The organism is Demequina sp., assembly GCF_016278775.1.
Lineage (GTDB): Bacteria > Actinomycetota > Actinomycetes > Actinomycetales > Demequinaceae > Demequina.
The window spans coordinates 47,714-57,711 of the sequence record NZ_JADQBF010000110.1; the positions used below are offsets into that span (position 1 = coordinate 47,714).

The 9,998-nt window shown below is 68.2% G+C and carries 13 protein-coding genes and 1 pseudogene; 6 read left to right on the top strand and 8 right to left on the bottom strand.

The annotated features are described in order from the left end of the window. Nucleotides 1-4: 4 nt before the first annotated feature. Entirely contained in the window at nt 5-922 is a 918-nt protein-coding gene (locus QZZ33_RS12075) for a hypothetical protein (RefSeq protein ID WP_291380289.1), read from the top strand. 40 nt (nt 923-962) lie between these two features. Here the strand turns inward: QZZ33_RS12075 and QZZ33_RS12080 are convergent, their stop codons facing one another. The 3 genes from QZZ33_RS12080 to QZZ33_RS12090 all read right to left on the bottom strand — a co-directional run bounded on the left by QZZ33_RS12080 (nt 963) and on the right by QZZ33_RS12090 (nt 3,114). Continuing rightward, nucleotides 963-1,889 carry an NAD-dependent epimerase/dehydratase family protein gene (locus QZZ33_RS12080; RefSeq protein ID WP_291380290.1) on the bottom strand — a complete coding sequence of 309 codons (927 nt, stop codon included), beginning with the start codon at nt 1,887-1,889 and terminating at the stop codon, nt 963-965. A 73-nt stretch (nt 1,890-1,962) separates the two neighbouring features. Continuing rightward, on the bottom strand, nt 1,963-2,553 hold the full coding sequence (locus QZZ33_RS12085; RefSeq protein WP_291380291.1) for a TetR/AcrR family transcriptional regulator: 591 nt from the start codon (nt 2,551-2,553) through the stop codon (nt 1,963-1,965). A 159-nt stretch (nt 2,554-2,712) separates the two neighbouring features. Further along, nucleotides 2,713-3,114, bottom strand: a complete 402-nt coding sequence (locus QZZ33_RS12090; protein WP_291380293.1) for a VOC family protein — start codon at nt 3,112-3,114, stop codon at nt 2,713-2,715. Between the two features lie 100 nt (nt 3,115-3,214). Here QZZ33_RS12090 and QZZ33_RS12095 point away from each other — a divergent pair, with 100 nt between their 5' ends. Continuing rightward, nucleotides 3,215-3,895: a WYL domain-containing protein gene (locus tag QZZ33_RS12095; protein WP_291380294.1), complete on the top strand. Its 681-nt coding sequence runs from the start codon at nt 3,215-3,217 to the stop codon at nt 3,893-3,895. A 72-nt stretch (nt 3,896-3,967) separates the two neighbouring features. Here the strand turns inward: QZZ33_RS12095 and QZZ33_RS12100 are convergent, their stop codons facing one another. Beyond that, nucleotides 3,968-4,747, bottom strand: a complete 780-nt coding sequence (locus QZZ33_RS12100) for a putative protein N(5)-glutamine methyltransferase (protein ID WP_291380295.1) — start codon at nt 4,745-4,747, stop codon at nt 3,968-3,970. Between the two features lie 137 nt (nt 4,748-4,884). Here QZZ33_RS12100 and QZZ33_RS12105 point away from each other — a divergent pair, with 137 nt between their 5' ends. The 4 genes and pseudogenes from QZZ33_RS12105 to QZZ33_RS12120 all read left to right on the top strand — a co-directional run bounded on the left by QZZ33_RS12105 (nt 4,885) and on the right by QZZ33_RS12120 (nt 7,575). Continuing rightward, on the top strand, nt 4,885-5,226 hold the full coding sequence (locus tag QZZ33_RS12105; protein WP_291380296.1) for a helix-turn-helix domain-containing protein: 342 nt from the start codon (nt 4,885-4,887) through the stop codon (nt 5,224-5,226). 52 nt (nt 5,227-5,278) lie between these two features. Further along, nucleotides 5,279-6,259 carry an SRPBCC family protein gene (locus QZZ33_RS12110; RefSeq protein WP_291380297.1) on the top strand — a complete coding sequence of 327 codons (981 nt, stop codon included), beginning with the start codon at nt 5,279-5,281 and terminating at the stop codon, nt 6,257-6,259. Between the two features lie 41 nt (nt 6,260-6,300). Beyond that, a pseudogene (locus QZZ33_RS12115) lies at nt 6,301-6,544 on the top strand (DUF4287 domain-containing protein). Between the two features lie 44 nt (nt 6,545-6,588). Continuing rightward, nucleotides 6,589-7,575 (top strand): 1,4-beta-xylanase, encoded by a 987-nt coding sequence (locus QZZ33_RS12120; RefSeq protein ID WP_366476144.1) that lies wholly within the window; start codon nt 6,589-6,591, stop codon nt 7,573-7,575. A 33-nt stretch (nt 7,576-7,608) separates the two neighbouring features. On the opposite strand, the gene QZZ33_RS12125 is transcribed toward QZZ33_RS12120, so the two are convergent. From QZZ33_RS12125 to QZZ33_RS12140, 4 genes are all read right to left on the bottom strand, one after another. Continuing rightward, nucleotides 7,609-8,394: an ABC transporter permease gene (locus tag QZZ33_RS12125; RefSeq protein WP_291380298.1), complete on the bottom strand. Its 786-nt coding sequence runs from the start codon at nt 8,392-8,394 to the stop codon at nt 7,609-7,611. Next, nucleotides 8,391-9,128, bottom strand: a complete 738-nt coding sequence (locus tag QZZ33_RS12130) for an ABC transporter ATP-binding protein (protein WP_291380299.1) — start codon at nt 9,126-9,128, stop codon at nt 8,391-8,393. Before QZZ33_RS12130 ends, QZZ33_RS12125 begins: the two co-directional genes overlap by 4 nt. Continuing rightward, complete coding sequence (locus tag QZZ33_RS12135) at nt 9,125-9,691, bottom strand: TetR family transcriptional regulator (RefSeq protein WP_291380300.1); 567 nt, start codon at nt 9,689-9,691, stop codon at nt 9,125-9,127. The genes QZZ33_RS12130 and QZZ33_RS12135 overlap by 4 nt, the downstream gene beginning before the upstream one ends. Before the next feature lie 113 nt (nt 9,692-9,804). Next, nucleotides 9,805-9,998, bottom strand: a 194-nt coding sequence (locus tag QZZ33_RS12140) for a hypothetical protein (RefSeq protein ID WP_291380301.1), incomplete at its 5' end; no start/stop codon positions are given.

The following is a 9,998-nucleotide window of genomic DNA, read 5'->3' on the forward strand; positions in this document are numbered from 1 at the left end:
ACACATGCCAGAGCAACGGTCAGCGGGTTTTGGTCCTGCACAGCCCCTGGGGGAGAGCGGCGTCGCTGGTCCGGGCGGCGCACCGCATCCTCCAGAGCCAGAGCCAGAGCCAGAGCCGGAGCCGGAGCCGGAGCCGGAGCCGGAGCCAGAGCCAGACCCAGAGCCGGAGCCGGAGCCGGAGCCGGAGCCAGAGCCAGAGCCGGAGCCGCAACCGCCGGCCGCCCCATTGCCTTCACAGGCCGACGTGCGCAGACCCGCCCGCCAGAACTGGTTCGCCTTGGCGTCGCTCGGCACAGTCTTCTTGCTGACGCCCGCCGTCATGCTTGCCACTGGCAGCCCCACGTCGGTGATCGGGACGAGCGTGGTCGGCGTGGTTTTGGCGCAGTTGGGTCGCGGCGCGGCGACACGGACTGCAGGAGCGCTCAAGAGGACTTCGATGTGGGCGCTCGTGCTCAACTTTGTCATGATTCCCGTGTGGATCGCCGCGCTCTTCGTAGTGTCCGCCGAGTGGGGCGGGGAGGTGAGTGGGTCGGTGAGTTTCGGGGACCTCCGCATTGGCGACTGCGTTCAGAACCCAGAGACGACCGTCGACGACGATGGAAATGCCACGGTAGAGACGATCGACCGAATCGTCTGCGAAGACCCGCACTGGGGGCAGGTGTACTTCGTGACGGAACTTGATGACGGACCCTTCCCCGGCAATGACGAGGTGTGGGTCATGTCGGAAGAGGCCTGCTATTCCGACCAGGCTGTCAATGAGGTTCGTCCCAGCTCGTGGGAGGACGTGTGGCCCTTGGTCCTGTACCCAACTCGCGACTCCTGGAGTCGCGCCGACCGCGACGTCATCTGCATCCTCACCCGTCTCGATGAGGAGCCCTTCACGGGATCCTGGTTGCGCGCCGACAGCGCTGGTGCCCCCTAGTCCCAAGCTAGACCCGAGCTAGTCCCAAGCTAGTCCCAAGCTAGTCCCGCGCGGCCTGCGCCATCTCAGCCACGGCGTCGTCCCATGACGTGGCGCCCCACCCGAACGCGTGCTCAAACTCTGCCGACGACGCCACGAAGGGCTCGTCGAACTCGTACATCATCTCCACAGCTTCGCGCAGCATCGGCATGAAGAGCGCCATGGCGCTCAGGGCGACTCCTCGCATGCCGGTCACCTTGGGCTTGCCCTGCTGTCCGAGCGCATCCCACAGCCGCGTCACCACCTCGGCCTGAGTGATGGGCGCCATGACGGGGGTGATCCACGCCCGGCCCCAGCCGACGTCGGAGGTGCCGATGGAGGCCATGGCGCGCGCCGCGTCGGGCACATACGAGAAGGAGTGCGGCTGATCAGTGCGCCCCAGCACGCGGGCGGGCTTGCCTTTGGCGATCTGGTCGAGCACGAGGTCGCGGTAGATCGCGTAGTTCGCGCCCACGTAATTGGAGGGCCGGGTGAGCGCGACACGAGCCTTGCCGGCGGCGTGGGCGGCGAGCGCCTCCTCGGCCATGGCGATGCGCACCCGGCCCTTGCGTGTGGTCGCTTCGCGGGGGCTGTCGTCGGTGATGGTTGCGCCGTGGGGAGCGCTGTAGCCGTAGAGGTTGTCCGCGAGCACGACGCTGGCGCCTGCGTTTTCGGCGGCCGCCAGGATCGAGCGTTGCAGCGAAGGGAACTCGGCGCCCCAGCGCGTGTACGCGGGTTGGGTGACTTGGTAGACGACGTCGGCGCCAGCAACGGCCGACGCCGCGGCGGCTGGGTCGGACAGGTCCGCTTGGCTGAGGGGGATTGTCGGGTCGAGGGCGCCGCGCTCGCCCGAGCGGTTGACGGCGCGCACGGTGTGGCCGTGCGCGGCGAGGTGGTGGGCGAGAGAGGCGCCGACGGCGCCTGTTCCGAGAACGAGGTGAGTGGTCATGGTGGTTCCTTCTCGTGGTTAACGGTGTTAAGTGTGCAGGAAAAAAAAGAGAGAGCCCTGTCCCGGGCGGCGGCTAGGTGAGGGTAGCGATCACCGCCTCGACCATGGCATCGGCGCGCGCCCGTACCGGCTCGGGCTCGAGGCCGCGAATCTCACCAGGCATGGCGATCGCGAGCGAAGCAACTCCGTGCAGCGCGGCCCACAATCGATGCGCGGCCTCGCGCGCATCGCCGGGGGCCAGCTGCCCAGCGGCCTGGCACGCCTCGATGACGGCGATGAGCCCGGCAAAGGACTCCGGGTCCCGCTCGGGGTTGGGCCCGAGAGCCCATTGATGAGGGCGGATCATCATGACGTCGTAGTGCATCGGGTGGGTCAGCGCGAAGTCCACGTACACGCCGCCGAGCTGGCGCAACGCGTCGAGTGGCGTGGCCGCGGCCCTGGCGGTCGCGTCGATCCGCGCCTCGAACTCGGCGAAGCCCGCCTCGCAGGCGGCACTCAGCAGCGCGTTCTTGGAGTCGAAGTGGCGGTAGAGCGCGGTGGCGGACACCCCGATCTCCCGCGCGATGTGGCGCATCGAGACGCCGTCGATGCCCTTCTGGGCGAACACGGCCGACGCCGCCTCCACGATGGAGGTGCGGGCGTCGCCGTCGGTGAAGGGGGGCATGGGGCTCACTCTAGTTAACGGTGTTAACCGGCGTCAAGCGGTGGCACCCAAGCGATGGCGTCGTTCGACCTCGCCCCGCGGCCGCATTCGAGGCAGCGGGCCTCGCGAAGGTCAGCGCGCCGTCGGAGCGCGGTCGCGTCATGCGCGTCGACCTCTAGGTCAAGCGGATGGGGGAGCGATGCGCGTGAGTACCTCGGCCGCGTGCGAGTTCTCCATGATGCCGAGTTTGTGACCGAAAGGATCCGTCACCGCCGCCGTACGAAAACCGGGTCCGCGTTCGACGACCGGCTCCGCCAGGGTTGCCCCGGCCGCGAGCAGCTGGGCGAGGCCGTCTTCGACGTCTTCGACCGACCAATAGATTGTCTGCGCGGTGCCCGCAATGGTGCCTGGCACGTAGGCGGCGTCGATGATGCCGAACTCCTGTTCGGTGGCGCCGACGCGAAACTCGGAGTAGCCGGGCCGCTCAAAGTAGGGGGCGACATCGAACCACTGCGTGTACCAGTCGACCGCGGCGGCGTGATCGTCGACGGCGAGGGTGACGGTTCCAATGGAGAGCAACATGGGGGGCTCCTTCGGTTGAGGTGGTCGGTCTTGACCACAATCACCACGATCCGACATAAAGTGATCATGGACTGATCACTTCATTTGAGTTGGTGGTGGCATGAGAGCCGAACGTCTACTCGCAACGATGTTGCTCATGCAACGCCGCGGGGTGGTGACGGCGGCCGAGATCGCGGCTGGAATGGGCGTCTCGGTGCCGACGGCGAGGCGCGACCTCGACGCGTTGGCCCTCGCCGGTGTGCCCGTCTACGCGAAGCAGGGACGTGGCGGAGGGTGGAGCCTCGTCGGGGGTGCCCGGACGGACCTCACGGGATTTTCGGTAGGCGAGGCGGTCGCGCTCTTCGCCGCACTTGGTTCACTGGGCCGCGCTGACTCGATCGTGGCCCGTAAGCTGCGCCAGGCCCTACCCGAGCCGTTTCGCGGGGTTGCCGATGCCGCGTCGGACGCGATGCTCGTCGATCCCACGCCGTGGGGAAGGGAGAGGGAGCCGGAGCCGGAAGCACTTCTGGCACTAGTCGATGCGGTCGCCCACCGCAAGGTGATGGTCATCGAGTATGTGGATGCGGCAGGACGACAGTCGCGGCGCCAGATCGGGCCGCTGGGGCTCGTCGAGAAGGCAGGTGTGTGGTACCTCCTCGCCAACACAAACGGTGGGAGACGCCACTTCAAGGTGGCGCGCATCGCGGTGGCCACGCCAACGGGCGATCTGTTCGCGCGCCCCGCATCCTTCGACCTGCGGCGCGCGTGGGAACGAGTCCTCGCCGGGCCGGGCGAGTGGTAGGCCGGGAGGCGAAGGCGGCAACATTGCGCGTCACGCCGCAGGTGTACACGATGCGCTCGTCGGGGACGGTGCTCACGCGTTCGAGTGCGTGGAGCGGAGCCGGGCGAAAACCGCAGTGGCACCGCGATCTTCATCCTTCTCGATCCATGCCGTGAAGCCCGCCTCTGATGCCGCTGCGAGGGTCGTGCCGACCAAGTGCTCGCTCGTCTCGACAACGCACGCGCCGCCGGGAGCCAGCAACCTGGCTGCGGCTTTGAACACCCGTGCCTGCATCCGAGCGCCGTCCTTGCCGCCGTCCAGCGCTACCCGGGGTTCGTAGTGGCGCGCCTCGGGCGGCATGAGGGCGATCTGGCGCGTGGGCACGTAGGGCGGGCACGATGCGACCACGTGGGCTCGTCCCGCGAGGGCGGGGGGCAGGCTCGCGTCCATGTCGGAAACGAGCGCCGTGCCGCCGAGTGGCTCGAGCGTACGTCGCGCTAGCTCTACCGCGACGGGGTCGATGTCGGCGGCGATGACGGTGAGGTCCTCGCGCCACGTGGCGATGGCTACGCCGATAGCTCCGGCCCCGCAACACAGATCCACGACGGTGCCGGAGGCGGGGGCCAGGCGTGCGGCCACGCGGGCGACCAGTTCGGTGCGCCGACGCGGCACGAACACCCCTGGCGCTACGGGGATGCGAAGGCCGGCGAACTCGGCCCAGCCCACCACGTGCTCGAGCGGCTCTCCTGAGACGCGCCTCGCGACAAGCCGCTCAAGGTCGGCGGTGTCGGCGGCGGCGGAGTACAGGATGGCGGCCTCTTCCTCTGCGAAGACGCAGCCGGCCTGGCGAAGCCGCGTCACGAGATCGCTCATGGGGCGACGCTACCCGCCGCGGCCGACGATCGCGGGGCGGTCGCGACGCGTGCCCCGATCCCGTCCTCGCGGCGCCTCTCGGCCTCGAGCATCTGCCCTCTTGACACCCCCGCCACCGCGTCGTAACGTACAACCAAATGGTTGTAGAAACTGAGCTCACTGACGACGAGGTGGACCGCATCTTTCGGGCCCTCGCCGATGCGACGCGCCGCGACATTGTGCGCCGCACTCTTACCGCGCAGCCCTCGATCTCCGAGCTCGCCGAGTACTACGCGATGTCCTTTGCCGCCGTGCAAAAGCACGTGGTTGTCCTGGAGAAGGCCGACCTCATCACCAAACGCACCCAGGGCCGCACGACCCTGGTGACAGCGAACCCCGTGGCGATCGCCCGCGCCAAAGGGCTGCTCGACAAGTACGAGCAGTTGTGGCACTCACGCGTGACCCAACTCGACTCACTACTCGCACAAGAATCCCCATAAGCCCCGGCATCGTCCCCCGTGTTGCCAGGGCGCGGTACGAAAGGTCCCCACCATGCCCATCACCTCAGTCACCAAAGATCCCCAGGCCCTCACCATGACCGTGGTTGCCGAGTTCCCCGTACCTGTGGAGCGTCTCTGGGAGGCGTACACGGACCCCCGCCAGATCGAGAAGTTCTGGGGGCCGGAAAGCTGGCCAGCGACGTTCTATCGCCACGACTTCTACCCTGGCGGGCGCTCGCACTACGCGATGCGCGGGCCTGACGGCGAGGCCTCCTCGGGATTCTGGGAGTTCCTCGCGATCGACCCTGGCAAGAGTTTCGAGGTACGCGACGGCTTCGCGAACGCCGACGGCGAAGAAAACCCAGAGATGCCGGCCATGCGCATGGTGTTCTCTTTCGAGTCCACCGCCACCGGTTCGCGCATGACCGACACCACCTTCTTCCCCTCACTAGAGGCGCTCGAGCAGATGGTGGCGATGGGCATGGAAGAGGGCATGCGTTCCGCCATGAGCCAGATCGACGGCGTGGTCGCCGATCTCGCATCCTTCGCCGCGAGCCGCCGTGCCGAGGCGCAGATCCTGTCCGACACCCAGGTACGGGTGTCCCGGGTGGTCCGCGGAACTGTCGACCAGGTGTGGCAGGCCTACCACGATCCCAAGCTCGTGAAGCGGTGGATGCTAGGCCCCGACGGGTGGACCATGCCGGTGTGCGAACTCCCCGCGAAGGTGGGCGACACCTACCGGCTCTTCTGGGAGCCGGAGGGCGAGGGCGACGGCTTCGGCTTTGACGGCGAACTGCTGGAGGTGACGCCGCCGCGCCGCGAGGTCACCACCGAGCACATGACGGACACCGACTACCCCAGCACCACGAACGAGATGACACTCACGCCCGTCGCCGACGGCACCCTCGTCAGCGTCGTCATCACCTACCCGAACGCAGAGGTGCGCGACATGGTGCTTGGCACCGGCATGACCGACGGCATGGAGACTTCGTACGCCAGGCTTGAGGCTCAACTGTCGGGAGCGTCGGCGTAGCGCGCGGCGTTCGCGTCACCGTTGCGCAAGGAAGGACCGACATGACTGATCCACGACTCGTGGTGCCGCAGGCGCAGCCCGGCGAAACGATCAATGGCCCGCGCTCGTACTTTGCGAGCATCGAGAAGACCTACGGGCGGCCCGTCCAGGAGTGGGTCGACCTCACGGCTTGCCGAGGGTGCGAAGCACATGGAGGTGGTCGCGTGGCTCAAGGCGGAGCACTCCATGGGTCACGGCCATGCCAACGCCGTGGTGGCGTGGGTGAAGGCGAAGCTGGGCGCGTAGCGGCGGCGTGCATCCGCGTATGTCGGCGGCGCTAGCGTGGACGTGTGGAACCCGCACGCACCGATCACCTCGCCGCCGCCGAAGCCCCCGCGACCGGCCCCGACATCCGCGCCATGACGTGGGGTTTTCCCGGCACGCGCGGCGAGTGGGGCACGCCGGCGGCGGCCGAATCGATGCGGCTCATGACGCAGCGCCTTCACACCAACACCACGTGCATCGCGTTCTGCGGGTGGCAGGACACCGCGTTCAGCACCGAGGTGCGCTTTGCCGACGCTCCCACCGTCACCGACGATGAGGTGGTCTGGGCTATCCGCGAGGCAAAGTCCTTGGGCCAGCGGGTGATCCTCAAGCCGATCCTCAACGTGACGGACGGCACCTGGCGCGCGCACATCAACTTCTTTGACGTCGACGTCCCATGCGAGCCGACGTGGTCGCAGTGGTTCGCCAGCTACACCGCGTTCATCGTCCACTATGCGGCGCTAGCCGAGGCGGAGGGCGCAGAGGTGTTCTGCGTAGGTTGCGAGATGGTGCAGGCCGACCGCAGGGCCGACGAGTGGCGCGCCCTTGTGGCGGCCGTCCGCGAGGTCTACTCCGGCGCCGTCACCTACAACTGCGACAAGTACCAGGAATCCAACGTGATGTGGTGGGACGCCGTCGACGTCATTTCATCTTCCGGCTACTACCCGATCGACGACTGGGAAGCGCAACTCGACCGCATCGAGGCGGTCGTGGCGCGAGAGGGTAAGCCGTTCTTGTTCCTCGAGGTGGGCGCGATGTCCACAGAGGGAAGCCAACACCTGCCCAACTCGTGGGCGCTGGAGGGCGCCGTCAGCCAAGAGGCCCAGCGTGACTGGTACGAGGCGATGTTCGCGGCCTGCGATGGACGCGGCTGGGTGGGCGGCTGGGTGTTGTGGGATTGGAAGGCGGCGCTACACACACGGGAAGCGGCCGACGCCGATCCCGAGTACGCGTTGTACGGCAAGCTTGCCGAGCGGGTGGTCGCCAAGCGGTACGCCCGCGACACGGGGTAGGCGAAGACGTCGCGGCCCCGGCTGCGCCGTCGGTCAGTCGAGCGTGGCCCGAGCGAAGGCGCGCACGGCGGCCCACGCTCCCAGCGCGGCAAAGGCGAGCGCCCACAGCAGGTGAGCCGCACCGATGCTCGACGACGCCTCCTCACCCCCGGCGCCAGCCCACAGCGCCGGTGCCACGTATGGAACCCACTGCCCCAGTCCCACGCTTGCCAGGATCTGGCTGACGGCCACCACGCCGATGATGGCGCCGAGCGCCCCGATGTACCCGCGGAACCGCACGGCCACCCAGCCGAAGGGCAGGCCAAGTAGCCCCATGATGAGGCCAGCAGCGCCGACGCGCAGGAGCACCACTACGAGGGACCCCGTGAGCCCCGCCCCTTGGGTCCCGGCCGCCTGGGTGATCGCCAGCCCGACCATGGTCAACGCGATCGCAGCAGTGACGCACGCGACTACCCAGCTGGACGCCACCGTGACTTTGGCCCACGCGAGCTGCGTGCGCGACACGGGCAGCGCGAACAGCGTCCCGTAGGTGCGATCAGCGAACTCCCGCCCGAACAGCCACGCGACAGCGAACCCGGCCGTGAGCATCATCACCACGGTGAGGATTTGGCCATCGACGGCACCCACCGCGTCGCCGAAGGCGCCTTCCACGAAGGGCTCAAATTTGGCGGCGGAAGCCCCCGTGATCGTCTTCGACCGGGCGAGCGCCACCGCGCCGATGCCGAACAGCGGCGTGGCGAGCACCGCCAACGCTGTCACGACGCGCGCGGTCGCCGAGCGCGAGAACATGGCCCATTGCAGGGCGATCGCCGTGGTCATGCTGTGCCTCCCGTGCGAGCGTCCTCATCCCATGCCCTGACTGCCTCGAAGAAGCGTCGCTCCAGATCCACCTGACCGGGCTCGAGCGTCCCGATCACGCGACCGGCGTGCACCACGGTGATGAGGTGCGCGATGCGCGAGACCTCGTCGAGGTGGTGGCTCGAGACCAGCACCCCGGCGCCGCGCGCGGCGGCATCGACTAAGGCGTCGCGTAGCAGCAGCACCCCCGCAGGGTCGAGCGCGTTGGTCGGTTCGTCGAGGATGAGCACTGATGGCCGGTGTGCCGACGCACACGCGAAGCCAAGCCGCTGCCGGTTACCCAGCGAGAGCGCCCGCGCTCGAGTGTGAGCCCACTGGTGCAAGTCGAGCCGCTCGACCCATGTGTGGGACGCTGCCACGGCGTCGTCGCTGGAAAGGCCATGGAGGCGGGCGGCGAAGGCGATGTTCGCCAGCACAGTGAGCTCGGGGTAGCCGAAGGGTTCGTCCACGACGTAGCCCAATCGCGCCAGGCTCGACGTGCTTGCGTCGGCAATGGGGCTGCCGAGCACCAGCGCCTCACCCTGGTCCAGCCGCGTCTGCCCCACGAGGGCCTTCATTGCGGTGGTCTTGCCTGCTCCGTTGAGTCCGACGATCGCGTGGATCTGACCGGGCTGCACGTCGAGCGTGAAGTCCACGAGCGCCGCGTGTTCCCCGTAGGCCTTGAATGCGCCCACCAGGGCCAGTGCAGTGCTCATGGCTGTGCCCGCGCAGGGACGACGACGTGGATGGCTGCCGCAACGGCGTCGGCGAGGGTCTCTGGGGACACTTCGGAGGCCCATTCCAGGAGCGCGATCGTGATGGCCCCAAGGCATGCGGCGGCGGCGATGCGCAGTTCCCGGCGTTCGTGGTCATTGGTGCCGGTGGCCCGGATGGCGTCTTGAGTGGCGCGGGTGTTGCCTGCCATCCCTGCCTCGAGGCGCGGGTTGCCCACGGCGATCCGGATGCGGCGCCGCACCGTGGCGTCGTCCGCGGTGTCCAGGTGTTCCAGCGCGGACAGGAGTCCCGCCGCGATGCGTTCGACCGCGGGGAGCGCTGGGTCTTGAGCCGCGACCGCCTGTGCGATGAGCGGGTCGAAGGGGTCCTCCAGCAACACGGCTTCCTTGGAGCCGTACAGCCGGAAGAACGTCATATGCGAGACGCCGGCCGCGGCTGCGATCTGTTCAACCGTGACGTCGTCGAAACCGCGCTGCTCGAAGAGGTCGAGAGCGACGGCCTGCAGCCTGGCCTTGGTGGCGGCACTACGCGCGGACAGGGTCATACCGCAAATGTTAGTGACTAACATACGGGGCGTCAAGACCCGGCTACACCGTGGCTGGCTGACCCCCTGCGCCCCCTTCCCCGGCGCTACGCCCGGGCCTACCCTGGCCCTGCCTAGGCTTCGCGGCCCAGGTACGGCGTCGGCTGCGTCTGCTCCCCCTCAGGTCCGAAGAACTCGATGCGGCACATGGCGCGCACGGCCGCCACGAACCACTCGCCGATCATCTCGTCGTACTCGCCCTGCACCCCAGAGAAGCCCACGGCGAGGCCGTCGCGGAGGATGCCGCCCGGCCACTTGATGTCGCCCG

What these genes read in the sequence shown, in the direction of transcription:
- QZZ33_RS12125 (WP_291380298.1), bottom strand. Translation starts at nt 8,394, where the DNA reads ATGACCACGGCGATCGCCCTGCAATGGGCCATGTTCTCGCGCTCGGCG.
- QZZ33_RS12110 (WP_291380297.1), top strand. Translation starts at nt 5,279, where the DNA reads ATGCCCATCACCTCAGTCACCAAAGATCCCCAGGCCCTCACCATGACC.
- QZZ33_RS12085 (WP_291380291.1), bottom strand. Translation starts at nt 2,553, where the DNA reads ATGCCCCCCTTCACCGACGGCGACGCCCGCACCTCCATCGTGGAGGCG.
- QZZ33_RS12100 (WP_291380295.1), bottom strand. Translation starts at nt 4,747, where the DNA reads ATGAGCGATCTCGTGACGCGGCTTCGCCAGGCCGGCTGCGTCTTCGCA.
- QZZ33_RS12095 (WP_291380294.1), top strand. Translation starts at nt 3,215, where the DNA reads ATGAGAGCCGAACGTCTACTCGCAACGATGTTGCTCATGCAACGCCGC.
- QZZ33_RS12075 (WP_291380289.1), top strand. Translation starts at nt 5, where the DNA reads ATGCCAGAGCAACGGTCAGCGGGTTTTGGTCCTGCACAGCCCCTGGGG.
- QZZ33_RS12135 (WP_291380300.1), bottom strand. Translation starts at nt 9,691, where the DNA reads ATGACCCTGTCCGCGCGTAGTGCCGCCACCAAGGCCAGGCTGCAGGCC.
- QZZ33_RS12105 (WP_291380296.1), top strand. Translation starts at nt 4,885, where the DNA reads ATGGTTGTAGAAACTGAGCTCACTGACGACGAGGTGGACCGCATCTTT.
- QZZ33_RS12130 (WP_291380299.1), bottom strand. Translation starts at nt 9,128, where the DNA reads ATGAGCACTGCACTGGCCCTGGTGGGCGCATTCAAGGCCTACGGGGAA.
- QZZ33_RS12090 (WP_291380293.1), bottom strand. Translation starts at nt 3,114, where the DNA reads ATGTTGCTCTCCATTGGAACCGTCACCCTCGCCGTCGACGATCACGCC.
- QZZ33_RS12080 (WP_291380290.1), bottom strand. Translation starts at nt 1,889, where the DNA reads ATGACCACTCACCTCGTTCTCGGAACAGGCGCCGTCGGCGCCTCTCTC.